At 57.7% G+C, this 14,424-nt stretch carries 12 protein-coding genes and 2 pseudogenes; 2 read left to right on the plus strand and 12 right to left on the minus strand.

Translation table 11 applies throughout. The features are described 5' to 3' along the window. Positions 1-8: 8 nt before the first annotated feature. The 9 genes and pseudogenes from rnc to rpoE all read right to left on the minus strand — a co-directional run bounded on the left by rnc (position 9) and on the right by rpoE (position 7,540). Positions 9-668 (minus strand): annotated as a pseudogene (gene rnc / locus VHE58_01690) (ribonuclease III). 18 nt (positions 669-686) lie between these two features. Further along, positions 687-1,049: a DUF4845 domain-containing protein gene (locus VHE58_01695; GenBank protein ID HVS26011.1), complete on the minus strand. Its 363-nt coding sequence runs from the start codon at positions 1,047-1,049 to the stop codon at positions 687-689. An 8-nt stretch (positions 1,050-1,057) separates the two neighbouring features. Continuing rightward, entirely contained in the window at positions 1,058-1,861 is an 804-nt protein-coding gene (gene lepB, locus VHE58_01700) for a signal peptidase I (protein HVS26012.1), read from the minus strand. Positions 1,862-1,864: 3 nt separating this feature from the next. Next, complete coding sequence (lepA, locus tag VHE58_01705) at positions 1,865-3,658, minus strand: translation elongation factor 4 (protein ID HVS26013.1); 1,794 nt, start codon at positions 3,656-3,658, stop codon at positions 1,865-1,867. Positions 3,659-3,723: 65 nt separating this feature from the next. After that, complete coding sequence (locus VHE58_01710; GenBank protein ID HVS26014.1) at positions 3,724-3,993, minus strand: glutaredoxin family protein; 270 nt, start codon at positions 3,991-3,993, stop codon at positions 3,724-3,726. Beyond that, a complete protein-coding gene (locus tag VHE58_01715; protein ID HVS26015.1) occupies positions 3,983-5,359 on the minus strand; it encodes a DegQ family serine endoprotease in 1,377 nt (458 codons plus the stop codon). Before VHE58_01715 ends, VHE58_01710 begins: the two co-directional genes overlap by 11 nt. A 98-nt stretch (positions 5,360-5,457) precedes the next feature. Beyond that, positions 5,458-6,423: a MucB/RseB C-terminal domain-containing protein gene (locus VHE58_01720; protein ID HVS26016.1), complete on the minus strand. Its 966-nt coding sequence runs from the start codon at positions 6,421-6,423 to the stop codon at positions 5,458-5,460. Then, positions 6,420-6,938, minus strand: a complete 519-nt coding sequence (locus VHE58_01725; protein ID HVS26017.1) for a sigma-E factor negative regulatory protein — start codon at positions 6,936-6,938, stop codon at positions 6,420-6,422. Before VHE58_01725 ends, VHE58_01720 begins: the two co-directional genes overlap by 4 nt. Before the next feature lie 2 nt (positions 6,939-6,940). After that, positions 6,941-7,540 (minus strand): RNA polymerase sigma factor RpoE, encoded by a 600-nt coding sequence (gene rpoE, locus VHE58_01730; GenBank protein HVS26018.1) that lies wholly within the window; start codon positions 7,538-7,540, stop codon positions 6,941-6,943. Between the two features lie 243 nt (positions 7,541-7,783). Between rpoE and nadB the strand changes: the two genes are divergently transcribed. Continuing rightward, positions 7,784-9,385, plus strand: coding sequence for an L-aspartate oxidase (gene nadB / locus VHE58_01735; GenBank protein HVS26019.1), 1,602 nt, complete (start codon positions 7,784-7,786; stop codon positions 9,383-9,385). A gap of 352 nt (positions 9,386-9,737) precedes the next feature. Here nadB and VHE58_01740 read toward each other — a convergent pair whose 3' ends face one another. Both VHE58_01740 and ppsA read right to left on the minus strand, forming a co-directional pair. Then, a complete protein-coding gene (locus VHE58_01740; protein ID HVS26020.1) occupies positions 9,738-10,151 on the minus strand; it encodes a protein YgfX in 414 nt (137 codons plus the stop codon). Beyond that, positions 10,132-12,527, minus strand: a pseudogene (gene ppsA / locus VHE58_01745) (phosphoenolpyruvate synthase). The gene VHE58_01740 and the pseudogene ppsA overlap by 20 nt, the downstream one beginning before the upstream one ends. A 447-nt stretch (positions 12,528-12,974) precedes the next feature. Between ppsA and VHE58_01750 the strand changes: the two are divergent. Beyond that, on the plus strand, positions 12,975-13,799 hold the full coding sequence (locus tag VHE58_01750; protein ID HVS26021.1) for a pyruvate, water dikinase regulatory protein: 825 nt from the start codon (positions 12,975-12,977) through the stop codon (positions 13,797-13,799). A gap of 363 nt (positions 13,800-14,162) precedes the next feature. On the opposite strand, the gene VHE58_01755 is transcribed toward VHE58_01750, so the two are convergent. Continuing rightward, on the minus strand, positions 14,163-14,378 hold the full coding sequence (locus tag VHE58_01755; protein HVS26022.1) for a hypothetical protein: 216 nt from the start codon (positions 14,376-14,378) through the stop codon (positions 14,163-14,165). Between the last annotated feature and the right edge of the window lie 46 nt (positions 14,379-14,424).

Genomic DNA, 14,424 nt, shown 5'->3' on the forward strand with positions numbered 1-14,424 from the left:
GCGCCGGCGGCAAGCTGATAGGCCTGCCTTGCCGCATCCTGTTCGGCATTGCGCCGACTGGTGCCGGTCCCGAAAGAACGAATATTAAGCTCCGCAACCAAGCATTCCACTCGGAATTGCTGCTGGTGGGCTTCGCCTGCGGTGGCAACCACGCTGTATTGGGGCAACGCCATTTTGCGGCTTTGCAGAAATTCCTGAAGCAGGGTTTTGGGATCTTTGCCGGGATTTTTAGGGTCGATGTCCTGCAACAACGTGGCGTACAGGTTTTGGACCACCTGCCCGGCCTGGTCGAACCCGCCATCGAGAAAGACCGCGGCAATCATGGCTTCGAGCGTATCGGCCAGAATGGAGGGGCGGCGGAAGCCGCCGCTTTTGAGCTCGCCTTCACCGAGCAGCACTTCATCGCCCAAGTTCAGCTTTTGCGCGAGCTCGAACAGGGTTTGCTGGTTGACCAGATTGGCGCGCAGTCTCGAAAGCTCGCCTTCGCTTAAAGCTGGGAAACGCCGGAACAGGGCATGCGCAATAACGCAATTTAATATGCTGTCGCCCAGAAACTCTAAACGTTCGTTGTGAGGCGAGCCGAAGCTGCGGTGCGTCAAGGACTGCCGCAGAAGCTCGGGTTGACGAAACGAATAGCCAAGTTTACGGCAAACGTTTTCGATATCCATTATGCCGGGTATAGCCCCCTACTTGCGTTTGCCTGTAGAGGCTTGAAACTCGATGTACACGCTGATATTGGCGAACAGGGGGATCTTTTGCGCATAATTGGCGAGCACCACGGCTTGATTGCCTTCCTTGTCGATTTCTAGGTCTTGACCGGTAATGACGGTAATGTTGTCAATCGCTGCACGTTTGTCGAACGAGCTCCGGATCTCCTTGGGTGTTGTAGTTTGCATATCCAGGTCACGGGCCATGCCGCTGAGAGCTCTCTGTATCGAAAAATATTCCAGGTAAGCGGGCAGCACTTTGAAAGCAAGCAGTGCTACAAACACCGAAGCGACCGCCAGGAACAAAAAACCCGTCATGGAAAGGCCACGTTGTCGTTTCATATCACCCTCTATTCGATGGATTGGCCGATGCGCTTCAAGTTATCAAAATTCCACCATATCATAAATGCCTTGCCGACGATGTTTCCCTGCGGCACAAAACCCCAATAACGGCTGTCGCTGCTGCTGTCTCGGTTGTCGCCGAGCATGAAATAATGGCCTGCCGGAACCGTGCAGGCAAAGCCTTCTTCATTGTAGACGCAATTTTCGCGAAACGGGAATGGCCGCACGCCTCCCGTCTGCACCGCCGGCGCCTCTTTCTGGACGAGTATGGTATGCCTATGCCCGCCCAGGTTCTCGGTAAAACGTTTCGTGGTAATGAAGTTCAGCCCGGACTCGACATAATTATACTCGCCGGAAGGCGTAATCTTGATCTCCTCTCCGCTGATCCATAAACGCTTATTGCGGTAGACCACCTGGTCGCCGGGCAGGCCCACCACCCGCTTGATGTAATCCAGTGACGGGTTTCCCGGGTAGTGGAACACCATGACTTCACCACGCCTGGGTTCGTCGATGTCAATGATCTTGGCGTTGAGGATGGGCAGCCGGATGCCATAGGCGAATTTGTTGACCAGAATGAAATCCCCCACCAGCAGGGTCGGGATCATCGAGCCGGAAGGTATCTTGAACGGTTCAACCAGAAAGGAACGCAGTAAAAAAACCACCAGAATTACCGGAAAAAAACTCTTGGGGTATTCCACCCACCAGGGTTCGGCGCGATCGGGCCGGCGCCGATTTTTCAGCCAGAGGCGATCGAGCAGTGCAATGCCGCCGGTGCCTACCAGTAATATGAACATGACCAGGGCGAAATTCATGGGTTATTTACTTTCTACCCGCAAAATTGCGAGAAAGGCCTCCTGCGGGATTTCCACGTTACCGACCTTCTTCATGCGCTTTTTGCCGGCTTTTTGTTTTTCCAGCAGTTTCTTTTTGCGCGTGATGTCACCGCCGTAGCATTTCGCCAGCACGTTCTTACGCATCGCCTTGATGGTTTCCCGCGCGATTATGTGCGAGCCGATGGCGGCTTGCACCGCGACGTCGAACATTTGCCGCGGAATGAGCTCACGCATTTTTATCGCTAGTTCGCGCCCGCGGTACTGGCTGTTGGCGCGGTGAATGATCAGCGAGAGCGCATCTACCTTGTCTCCGTTGATCAGAACATCGAGTTTGACCAAATCGGCGGCGCGATATGCCTTGAATTCGTAATCGAGCGACGCATAACCGCGGCTCACCGATTTCAGTCTGTCGAAAAAATCCATCACCACTTCATTCAGTGGCAGCTCGTAGGTGAGCAGCACCTGCCGTCCCATGTATTGCATGTTTTTCTGCACGCCGCGCTTCTCGATGCACAAGGTAATCACCGGCCCCACGTAATCCTGCGGGACCAGGATGGTGGCCGTGATGATGGGCTCGCGGACTTCCTCGATTTTAGACGGGTCGGGCATTTTGGACGGGTTTTCAATTTCCAGCACCTCACCGTTGCGCAGCAATACCTGATACACCACGGTGGGTGCGGTGGTAATCAGGTTCATGCCGTATTCGCGCTCCAACCGCTCCTGTACGATTTCCAGGTGCAGCAAGCCGAGAAACCCGCAACGGAAGCCGAAACCCAGGGCCTGAGACGTTTCCGGTTCGTAGTGCAGCGAGGCGTCGTTGAGCTTGAGTTTTTCCAGCGCGTCGCGCAGCGCGTCGTACTGGTTGGAATCCACCGGGTACAGGCCGGCGAACACCTGAGGTTTGATTTCCTTGAAGCCGGGCAGCGCGGCCGGAGCCGGGTTGACGGCCAGTGTGAGGGTGTCACCCACCTTGGCGGCCCTAAGTTCCTTGATGCCTGCAATCACAAACCCGACCTCGCCCGCCGATAGCGAATCCTTGGTTTTCGGTTTCGGCGTGAACACTCCGACCTCCTCGCAAAGATAAGTCGCCTGGTTTGACATTAAAAGAACCTTGTCCTTTGGCTTTAGAGCGCCGTCCACCACCCGCACCAGCATGACCACTCCGACATAATTGTCAAACCAGGAATCGATAATCAGCGCCTTGAGTGGGGAGTCCAATTTACCTTTGGGCGGCGGGATGCGCTGGATAACCGATTCGAGAATTTCTTCCACTCCCAGTCCGGTTTTGGCGCTGACGCGCAGCGCTCCCTTGGCGGGAATGCCGATGATGTCCTCGATTTCGGCGATGACGCGTTCGGGGTCGGCGGAAGGCAAATCCATCTTGTTTAACACCGGAACCACCTCCACGCCCTGCTCCAATGCCGTATAGCAGTTGGCCACGGTTTGCGCCTCCACGCCCTGTGAGACGTCCACCACCAGCAGCGCGCCTTCGCAAGCGGCGAGCGAACGCGACACCTCATAGGAAAAATCCACATGGCCCGGGGTGTCGATCAGATTGAGAAGATAGTTCTGACCGTCGCGCGCCTTGTAATTGAGGGCGGCAGTTTGCGCCTTGATGGTGATGCCGCGTTCGCGCTCGAGGTCCATCGAATCCAGCACCTGTTCTTCCATTTCACGCTCGCTCAAACCACCGCAGATTTGAATGAAGCGGTCCGCCAGCGTGGATTTCCCGTGGTCGATGTGCGCGATGATGGAAAAATTGCGGATAAGATTCATGCATCAAAAAAAAGGGCACCATCGTGCCCTTGCCTTATGTAAACCAAGTGAAATTTTAACGGATTTTAGGCTTGCCGTGTGGCCGCCATTAAACGCGCATTCAGCGCCTCCGGGTCGAAGCGGTAATGGCAGACTTCTACACCGTCCAGAAGCAGCACCGGAACCCGCTCGCCGTAACGCTCCTCGAGCGCGGCATCACGGTCAACATCAACGATTTCAAGATTGAAATAGCCGCGTTGGGCCTGCAGCTCGCGTAGCGCGGCGATCATGTTTTCGCATAGGTGGCAGTATTCTCTGGAGAGTACCGTCAGCTTGAGCTGGTATTCAGTTGCCATTGATGCGCAGCGGGATGTAAAGCGCGTTGTCACCCCGCCGGATCAAAAGGGCCACGCTGCGCCCTTTCTCATATTTGCTCAACAACTGATTGAAGTGCTCGACCGACTTCACATCCTGGTTGTTTACAGCAAGGATAATGTCGCCGCGGCGGATGCCGGCGCGCGTAGCCGCACCCTGCACGTCTTCCACCAGCACGCCGCTTTTGATGCCAAGCTCGCTCCTCTGGTCGGGAGTCAGGTTGTCCAACAGCATGCCATAACGGGTATCCGGCTCTTTGCCATACTTGCCCGAGCGCTGCGCCGTTTTGTCGTCGGAGGGGATTTCGCCGACCATAAGGCCGATGTCCTTAGCCGCACCTTTGCGCCAGACTTGCAGGGTGACTTTCGAACCTGGTTTGGTGGCGCCGACGATGCGCGGCAAATCCGCAGAGTTATTCACCATCTTGCCATCGAACTTAAGGATAACGTCGCTCGGCTCAAGACCGGCCTTGTCGGCAGGGCCGCCTTTTTCCACCGAATTAATCAACGCCCCCATCGGTTTCGAAAGACCGAACGACTCGGCAAGCTCCTTGGTCACTTCTTGGATGACCACGCCGATGCGGCCGCGGCTGACTTTGCCGGTGGTGCGCAGCTGATCCGCGACTTCCATCGCCACGTCAATCGGGATCGCGAACGAAAGTCCCATGAATCCTCCGGTGCGGCTGTAAATTTGCGAATTGATCCCGACCACTTCGCCTTTAAGGTTGAACAGTGGCCCGCCCGAATTGCCCGGATTGATCGCCACATCGGTTTGAATGAAAGGTACGAAATTTTCCTGCGGCAGCGAACGTCCTTTGGCGCTGACGATGCCGGCGGTCACGCTGTTTTCAAAGCCGAACGGCGAACCGATGGCGACCACCCATTCGCCTACTTTCAGTTTGTTGGGATCGCCCAACGTCACCTTGGGCAAGCCGGCGGCGTCGATCTTGATGAGCGCCACGTCGGTGCGTTTGTCGCTGCCGATGACCTTGGCTTTGAACTCGCGCTTGTCGGTGAGCTTGACGGTAATCTCGTCGGCGCCGTCCACCACATGGGCATTGGTGAGAACGTACCCGTCCGTGTTGATGATGAACCCCGAGCCCAGTGACCTGGACTCGAATTCGCGCGGCATGGGTGGCGCAAAGCGGCGGAAGAATTCATAAAAAGGGTCATCCTCGGAAAATGGAAGTTGCGGGACACCCTGGCTGCGCACGGTCTGCGTGGTGCTGACGTTCACCACCGCCAGCCCCTGCTTTTCCGCCAGATCGGTAAAATCCGGCAGTTCTTTGGCAAAACCCGAAACGGCAAACGAAAACATTAAGGCAAATGCCCAAAGCAGTTTTTTCATTGATTTACTTCCTTTGTTTCACTTGAAAATGTGATGGCTCAAACCGTAATTAAAGGATTAGCTAAGGAGCGAGAAAAGCGGTGGTCAAAGGGAGTTTTTTATTTCCCGGAGTAGTAAACGGAGTTGCCGATCTCCATCACGGTAATCGGTGGCGTCTCTCCCAGCACCGTAATCTGGAAGTCGGCAACCGGTTTGGTGTAGACATTAAGCGCGCCGCGCTTTTGCAGGCCGTTCATGGGTTTGGTCTTGGAGCCCAGCGGTTCGATAAATACCGACACCGCAGCCAGGCCATCAGAATAGACGATATGCGAAATCGGCGCCGGCTTGCCGCTGATTACACGCCGGGTTTCCATGATTTTCTTGAAGCCGGCCAGCGGGTGCCTGATGGCCCAGCCGGTTGACGTGGAGAACGGCTCGGCCTGCGCCGCGTGGTCGTAACGCCATTCCGGGGTGTTGGCCGAAAATCGGGGTTTGAGCATTTCCTTGTCGATCGGCCCGCCAATGGAAAGCTGGGTAAAGGCAAATTGCTCGACGACTTCGTTATTTTCATCCAGCATGCTGGCTTTGAGCAGCAGCCCGGAATTTATTTCGGCCCAAAACTTGTGGCCGTAGCGCAGGCCGTCCCTGGGTTCCAGTATTAGCGCCTGGCAGTCAAATCCGGCAATCCGCTCATGCCCGCCCATTTTGATAAGGTAACTTTCGCTCAGGTTGTTGAGCTGCTCGGGGAGCAGCGCCGGGAAGGATTTTGTTCGGCGGGTGCGTTTTTCCACCATCACCGTTTTGCTCTCCGGCAAATAACAACGCACTTCATCGTTGCTGCGGATGATTTCACGCGGCAGGCCATCGAGGATCTCCAGTTTTTCCTGCTCCCCGGAGCCGTCCACGGCGTGTACGATACGCGAGGTTTCAACGTGGTTGCCGTATTGGTAAACGAAGGTGCCGCTGTAATTGAGTTCTCGTGCGGCGGAAGCGATTTTTTGCAGCCAGGCGAGCGCCTCGTCAGGCGCCGTGTCCGCAAGCAGCGCCGCGGGCCAGAGCAGCAAGGCAAACAATACCGCTCTCATCGGCTCGCTTCCCTGCCTTCGCCGGATACCGTCCTGGCGTAAGAAACCACGCCTTGCATGGTGGTGCTGGGTGAAAATTCCTGATGGGCAAGGAGATATTCGTTGACATTGCTGTTGAAGGGATATCGCGGCAGGCTGGCGAGCATGGCTTGGGCGCTGGTGGGTTGCGTGGCGGCGAGGTTTTCCTTGGGCTTGTCCGTATAGTTCTGAAGCACCACCCATCCGACCATGGCTACTGCGGCGAGCGAAGCGGCGACAGACAGGGCGGCGAATTTGACTTTCTGCGCCAGCGTCCGGCGCGGCGCCAGGATGGCGGGCTCATGCCCCAGTTTTTCGCTCAGGCGCTCACTGAGGGCGGGAAGCAGGGTGGCGTTCTGGCGCAGCGTGTCGCCGATAAGGTGATAATCGGCCCAAGCGTTTTTGAGGTTTTCCTCATGCTTGAGCCTGGCAATCACCGCCATGGCGGTATCTGGGTCCAGCTCGCCATCCATCAATCCCGAAATATCTTGTTTCATGGTCACCACCTCTTGTCCTTGCTGGTGCCCAGCATCGGCCGCAGTTTTTCCGCTATGGCTTCGCGCGCCCGGAAAATCCGGGAGCGCACCGTGCCGATGGGGCAATTCATGATTGTTGCTATGTCCTCGTAGCTCAAACCTTCAATTTCCCGCAACGTGATCGCCGTCCTCAGTTCCTCAGGCAACTCCAGGAGCGTCTGGTTCACTGTCTTGCCGATTTCCTTGCTCATCAGCTCGTTCTCAGGGGTGTTAATGTCCCTGAGCTGATCGCCGTCCTCGAAGGTTTCGGCCTCCTCGCTGTCGAACCCGGTGGTGGTCGGCGCCCGCCGTCTCATCGCTACCAGGTAGTTCTTGGCGGTGTTAATCCCAATCCGGTACAGCCAGGTGTAAAAAGCGCTGTCGCCCCGGAACGCCGGCAAAGCGCGGTAGGCTTTGATAAACGCCTCCTGCGTGACGTCCTCGACTTCAGCGGCGTCGCGTATGAAGCGGGACAACAACCGCGCCAGTTTTCGCTGGTATTTGACCACCAGCAACTCAAAGGCATGCTTGTCCCCGTGCTGTGCGCGTTCGACCAGCTGCTGGTCGACTTCACGATCACCCATGTGCAACTCTTCCCTGAATTTCGCTTGTTATTGTTGCAGTCGGCTACCCATTCAAGTTATCCCCGGCAGCGCGCTAGTATAACCTTTCGGTTCGCACTCAGGAAACGCACACACGGCGTACAGCGCTAAAGACAGCGGCTTAAGGCATTAGTTCAGTTCTGACCAGGGTTATTCCGGTGGATGAGACTGCGTGGCCCAATCTTGCTCTGCTATAGTAATGTTTTAGCCTCGCGGGACGAAAAATTGCGGCGTTTTGACGTACTGATCATCGGCAGCGGGCTGGCCGGTCTGACGGTGGCGCTCAACCTGGCCGACCGTAAAAAGGTCGGGCTGGTTACCAAAAAAGCGCTGATCGACGGCGCCAGCAGCTGGGCACAAGGCGGCATTGCCGCGGTATTGGGCGATGATGATTCGATTGCCGCGCATATCCAGGACACCCTCGTCGCCGGCGCCGGGCTTTGCGATGAGGCCGCCACGCGCTACGTGGTCGAACATGGCCGCGAAAGCATACAGTGGTTGATTAACCAGGGCGTTCCCTTCACCCGCGACGAAGAAAGTGAAATGGGTTATCACCTCACCCGTGAAGGCGGCCACAGCCATCGCCGGGTGATCCACGCTGCGGATGCAACCGGGCGCGCGGTACAAACCACGCTGGAAGCCAAAATCAATGCGCACCCCGATATCACCGTGCTGGAACATCATATCGCGGTGGATTTGATTACCGGCAGGAAGCTTGGGTTACCCGATAACCGCTGTTACGGCATATACGTGCTGGACGGCGTGGCCGACCACGTTGAAACCATTGCTGCAGACCACACCGTACTGGCTACCGGCGGCGCGGGCAAGGTTTATCTTTACACCACCAATCCCGACACCGCCGCCGGCGACGGCATCGCCATGGGCTGGCGCGCCGGCTGCCGGGTGGCGAACATGGAATTCATCCAGTTCCATCCCACCTGTCTTTACCACCCTCATGCCAAATCGTTCCTGATTTCCGAGGCGGTGCGCGGCGAAGGCGGACTCCTGCGTTTGCCTGACGGGACGCGCTTCATGCCGGAGCATGACCAGCGCGCGGAACTCGCGCCGCGCGACATCGTGGCGCGCGCCATCGACTTCGAAATGAAAAAGCGTGGCCTGGATTGCGTCTATCTGGATATTTCCCACAAGCCATCGGATTTTATTCGCCAGCACTTTCCCACCATCCACGCCCGCTGTCTGGCGCTCGGCATCGATATCACCCGGCAACCGATCCCGGTGGTACCGGCGGCGCACTATACCTGCGGCGGGATTGTCACCGATTTGCAAGCGCATACCGATATTCAAGGGCTTTACGCGGTGGGCGAAACCGGGCATACCGGCTTGCATGGCGCGAACCGGCTCGCCAGCAATTCCCTTCTCGAGTGCCTGGTGTTCGGTCGCGCGGCGGCGCAGGACATTCTGCGGCAGCCAGCGGGCAGACGCATTGCGCTTCCGGCGTGGGACGAGAGCCGGGTGACAGATGCAGATGAGGAAATCGTGATTTCGCACAACTGGGATGAACTGCGCCGCTTCATGTGGGATTATGTCGGCATTGTGCGCACCAGCAAGCGCCTGGAGCGCGCGCAGCACCGCATCCGGTTGTTGCATGAGGAAATCAACGAGTACTACGCTAATTTCCGAGTGAGCAACGATCTTCTGGAATTGCGCAATCTGGTCATGACCGCGGATTTGATTGTCAGAAGCGCCCAGCTGCGCAAGGAGAGCCGCGGGCTGCATTTCAGCCGCGATTACCCTCAAGCCCTTCCCGAAGCGCGCAATACCGTTTTGCAGCTGAGAGCGGAAGCCGCCGCGTTGCCGGCTATGTAATAGGCGCGAGTGGTTGCTGGGAACCTCTGATTAAGTCCCGCGCGGTTGCGACGGTGTTGCAATCCGGGTGCAGGGCGAGGCGTGAGGAGCGCCGTTTGGTAGAGGCCAAACCAGCGACGAACAACAAAGCCATGTGCCCGGGCGCCCCGGACTCGGTCTCGCGCAGCGTGGTGCGGGCAGGGGCGCAGAAGGCTGCGTTCGATAGCATGGAGCGGAGCTTGTGCGGCTGCTCCCGCAAGCGGGCCTTGGGCTAACGGGTCGCAGCCGCACTACGACCTTCGGCGCGTGCCTCGCATCCATCCGCATTTTGCCAGCAACGCAATCCGCGGAGGACTTAATCAGAGGTTCCCTTTTATTTCCAGCGCAGCAAAATGCGGAGTTTGCGAAAATCTTCGGAGTTTATCGCGTCCGGAACAAGCACCACATGCCTCGCCAGGCGCTCGCCATTGGCTTTGAAATTCAATACCGTAAGCAGGGCGGATACATAGCTTGTAGGAAGCAGGATACAGTCTAACCGCTTGCCACTGCGTGTTTCTATCACGCAAGTGCGATCTTCTTTTATTTCCAGCGCGATGACTGAACTTGGTGCGGTAAGCCATGCATGGCGCTTGAGATAAAACACCAGACTTGTACAAAAAACCAGCGTGGCAACCAGCTTCGGCCATACCGGCAGCGACAGAACGAGGAACAACCCCACGGCAATGGCATGAACTGCGCCAAGCCATAAAATCAGATACCTGGAAGGTTTAAGCCGGATGTCGAGCATTCTGTTTTGCGATCTCGCCGGCAAGATACAGCCAGGTTTCGACCACCGAGTCGGGGTTCAGCGAAACGCTTTCGATGCCTTCTTCCATCAGCCAGCTTGCAAGATCCGGATGATCGGACGGGCCTTGGCCGCATATCCCCACGTATTTTCCCGCCTTGCGGCAGGCCTGGATGGCGAGATGCAGCATTTTTTTCACCGCGGGATTGCGTTCGTCGAAAGCGCCCGCCACCAGGCTGGAATCGCGATCCAGCCCCAGCGTAAGTTGCGTAAGATCGTTCGAGCCGATGGAAAATCCGTCGAAGTATTGCAAAAATTCGTCGGCGAGAATCGCGTTGGATGGAACCTCGCACATCATAATAACACGCAACCCGTTTACGCCCCTTTGCAGTCCGTTTTGCTTGAGCAATTCGATGGTTTGTGCTGCCTCATCCAAAGTGCGCACAAAAGGCACCATGATTTCGACGTTGGTCAACCCCATATCGTCGCGCACCCTTTTGAAAGCCCGGCATTCCAGCGCGAAGCAGTCGCGGAAGGAATCGGCGATGTAGCGCGACGCGCCGCGGAAACCGATCATCGGGTTTTCCTCATGCGGCTCGTAGCGCTGCCCGCCGATTAAGCTCGAATACTCATTGGATTTGAAATCCGACAGGCGCACGATCACCGGCTTGGGCCAGAAAGCAGCGGCCAGCGTGGCTACGCCCTCCACGATTTTTTCCACGTAATAGCTCACCGGATCGGGATAACCCGCGCTGCGCTCCTCCACTTGGCCGCGCAATTCCGCAGGGATATCGGATAATCCAGCACCGCGCGGGGATGCACGCCGATCATGCGGGCGATGATGAATTCAAGGCGCGCCAGGCCAATGCCGGCATTGGGCAGGCGCTGGAAATCAAACGCAAGCTCGGGATTGCCCACATTCATTTTAATTTTTACCGGCAGCTTGGGCAGGGCGTCGAGCGAAAGATCCATGATTTCGATTTCAAGCATCCCTTTGTAGACATTGCCCGTGTCGCCTTCGGCGCAGGATACGGTGACCGCTTCGCCTTCCTTCACGGTGCGAGTGGCATCGCCGCAACCGACGACTGCAGGAATGCCCAGCTCGCGAGCGATGATGGCGGCGTGACAGGTGCGACCGCCGCGGTTGGTGACGATGGCGGAAGCGCGTTTCATCACTGGCTCCCAATCCGGGTCGGTCATGTCGGTGACCAGCACATCGCCCGGCTGCAGGTGTGACATTTCTGACGCGTCCATAATCAGCCGTACCGGGCCGCTGCCGATTTTCTGGCCGATGGCGCGGCCGCTGGCCAGGATTTCTGAACGTTGCTTTAAGCGATAGCGTCGCAAAATCTCGACCCGCCCTCGCGATTTCACCGTTTCCGGGCGCGCCTGAAGAATGTAAAGCTTGCCATCCACGCCATCGCGCCCCCATTCGATGTCCATCGACCGCTTATAGTGCTGCTCGATTATAAGCGCGTAGCGGGCGAGTTCCTCCACTTCAGCATCGCTGATGGAAAAACTAGAGCGCTCTTGAGGGATGACCTCCAGGGTTTTGACCGAGTGTCCAGCTTCCTGGCGCTCGGCAAGCACCATTTTGATGGCCTTGGCGCCGAGGTTTCTGCGGATGATGGCCGGACGGTTTTGTCTTAACCCGGCTTTATAAACGTAGAATTCGTCGGGATTGACCGCGCCCTGCACCACGGTTTCGCCCAGGCCGTAGGCAGAGGTGATGAATACCACCTGGTCGAAACCGGATTCGGTATCGAGGGTAAACATCACCCCGCTCGCGCCCAGGTCGCTCCTCACCATGCGTTGCACCCCGGCGGAAAGCGCGATTTCGGAATGGGCAAAACCCTGGTGCGCGCGATAGGAAATGGCGCGGTCATTGTAAAGCGAAGCAAAGACATGATTGATGGCGGCCAGCAGGTTTTCCTCGCCGTGGATGTTGAGAAAGGTTTCCTGCTGGCCAGCAAAGGAGGCGTCGGGCAAATCTTCCGCGGTGGCCGACGAGCGCACCGCCACTGAAATATCCGCCTCAGCCTGGGCGGCCATTTTCCGGTAGGCCTCGCGGATTTCTTTCTCCAGTTTCGGTTGAAACGGCGCGTCCGCAATCCATTGACGGATTTTAGCGCCGGTTGCCGCGAGGGCGGCCACATCGTTGATATCCAGTTTTCTCAGACTGCTCTCGATGCGCGTCTGAAGCCCGTTGTGCGCCAGAAACTCGCGGAAGGCCTTGGCCGTGGTGGCGAATCCGCCGGGCACGCGCACGCCGGAGCCTGCCAGCTGGCTGATCATTTCCCCGAGCGACGCGTTTTTTCCACCCACACTTTCCACGTCGCTCATGCGCAGCCGTTCAAACCAGGCTATAAACTGTTCCATGGTTTACCTTGCTAAGGAACCTCTGATTAAGTCCTCCACGGATTGCGTTGCTGGCAAAATGCGGAGGGATGTGAGGCGCGCGACGAAGGTCGTAGTCAACACTACGACACCGAGGAGGGCCCGCGTAGTATCCGCACCTGCGAAGCTGTGCAGCGGAGCGGGCCAACGCTCGCTTTCGCGGTCGCACGTGCCGAGGCTCCACGCTCCGGCGAGCACAACGCAGACGCCACATTTTACCGCAACCCGGAGGGACGGGGCTTTCCGGGCGGTCTGCTTTGTCGCTCGGCTTGCCAAGGGGGTCTGGCCATTGGCTGCGCCTCGCTTCGCGCATCCCTTCCGGAAAGCCGCCGTCGCAACCGCGTGGGACTTACATCAGAGGTTCCCTAATTGTAATCAGCGCACAAATCGTATATTTTACTGCTTCCATCTCGTCGATGCAGTATCACCATGGCCAACAAGCGTACGGCTTTTTTCATTTCCGATCGCACCGGCATCACCGTGGAAATGCTCGGCCATAGCCTGCTTACGCAATTCGACGGCGTTGATTTCAGGCAGATCACGCTGCCGTTCGTGGACACGGTGGAGAAAGCCCGAGAAACGGCGAACCACATCAACCAGACTGGAGCGGCTGATGGCAGCCGTCCTCTGGTATTCAGCACCCTGATGAATCCGGAGATTGGCGCCATCGTGGCTTCCGCGGACGCCCTGTTTCTGGATTTTTTCCAGGTTTTTACCGGGCCGCTGGAAAACGAACTGGACGTGAAATCGTCGCACGCCATCGGCCGCTCGCATAGTTTGAAAAATAGCTACGATTACCAATCGCGAATTGAAGCGGTGAACTATGCCCTAGTGCATGATGACGGGGTGTCCACGCGCGATTTGAATCAAGCCGACATTATTCTCATCGGCGTCTCGCGCAGCGGCAAGACGCCTACCTGTTTATACATGGCGCTGCAGTTCGGGATTCGCGCCGCCAACTACCCCCTGCTTCCCGAGGATTTCGGCTCGATGACACTGCCGGCGCAGCTGAAACCGTTCGGCCACAAGCTGTACGGCCTCACCATAAGGTCCGAGCGCTTGCAGCAGATCCGCAACGAACGCAAGCCGGGCAGCCGCTACGCCACGCGGGCCAATTGCCAGTTCGAGGTCAAGGAAGCGGAGTCGTTGATGCGGCAGGAAGGCATCCGCTACCTCGATACCACCACCAAGTCCATCGAAGAAATCTCGACCACTATTTTGCATCAAGCTAATCTCGAGCGGCACATCTATTAACAGGGTGTTGAAGAACTCCACGGGGCCGCGGCGTCGGCTTTCCGGGATGGGATGCGCGAAGCGAGCCGCGTCGAATAGCCGTTGCATATTCGCAAGGCGAGCGACAAAGCAGACCGCCCGGAAAGGCGCCCCGGACTCGGACTCGCGCAGCGTGGAGCGGGAAGGGGCGCAAGCTGCCGCAAGAGACAGCGTTAAACGGGGCGCTCATGCTGCCGCTCCCGCACCCCAAGCTTCGCTCACCGTGTCGCGGCAGCCCCCGGACTCGGTCTCGCGAAGCGTGGCGCGGGAAGGGGCGCAAAGCTGCCGCAAGAAACGCCGTTAAACGGGGCGCTCATGCTGCCGCTCCCGCACCCCAAGCTTCACTTACCGTGTCGCGGCAGCCGCCCCATCCGGGTTTGCACGAAAAATGCCCATCTGCTGCGTGCTCGCCGGAGCGTGGAGCCTCGGCACGTGCGACCGCGAAGGCGAGCGCTGGCCCGCTCCGCGCTGCACAGCTTCGCAGGTGCAGACGCTACGCGGGCCCTCCTCGGCATCGTAGTCCTGGCTACGACCTTCGTCGCGCGCCTTGCATCTGAGCATTTTTCGTGTCAAACGCGGTTCCCGGAGAGTTTTTCAACACCCTGCT

Source organism: Burkholderiales bacterium (genome assembly GCA_035543335.1).
Classification (GTDB): domain Bacteria; phylum Pseudomonadota; class Gammaproteobacteria; order Burkholderiales; family JAHFRG01; genus JAHFRG01.

Bases quoted from the DNA above. Each gene is read 5' to 3' on its own strand.
- VHE58_01695 (HVS26011.1), bottom strand. From the start codon at position 1,049: ATGAAACGACAACGTGGCCTTTCCATGACGGGTTTTTTGTTCCTGGCG.
- lepB (HVS26012.1), bottom strand. From the start codon at position 1,861: ATGAATTTCGCCCTGGTCATGTTCATATTACTGGTAGGCACCGGCGGC.
- lepA (HVS26013.1), bottom strand. From the start codon at position 3,658: ATGAATCTTATCCGCAATTTTTCCATCATCGCGCACATCGACCACGGG.
- VHE58_01710 (HVS26014.1), bottom strand. From the start codon at position 3,993: ATGGCAACTGAATACCAGCTCAAGCTGACGGTACTCTCCAGAGAATAC.
- VHE58_01715 (HVS26015.1), bottom strand. From the start codon at position 5,359: ATGAAAAAACTGCTTTGGGCATTTGCCTTAATGTTTTCGTTTGCCGTT.
- VHE58_01720 (HVS26016.1), bottom strand. From the start codon at position 6,423: ATGAGAGCGGTATTGTTTGCCTTGCTGCTCTGGCCCGCGGCGCTGCTT.
- VHE58_01725 (HVS26017.1), bottom strand. From the start codon at position 6,938: ATGAAACAAGATATTTCGGGATTGATGGATGGCGAGCTGGACCCAGAT.
- rpoE (HVS26018.1), bottom strand. From the start codon at position 7,540: ATGGGTGATCGTGAAGTCGACCAGCAGCTGGTCGAACGCGCACAGCAC.
- VHE58_01740 (HVS26020.1), bottom strand. From the start codon at position 10,151: ATGCTCGACATCCGGCTTAAACCTTCCAGGTATCTGATTTTATGGCTT.
- VHE58_01750 (HVS26021.1), top strand. From the start codon at position 12,975: ATGGCCAACAAGCGTACGGCTTTTTTCATTTCCGATCGCACCGGCATC.
- VHE58_01755 (HVS26022.1), bottom strand. From the start codon at position 14,378: ATGCTCAGATGCAAGGCGCGCGACGAAGGTCGTAGCCAGGACTACGAT.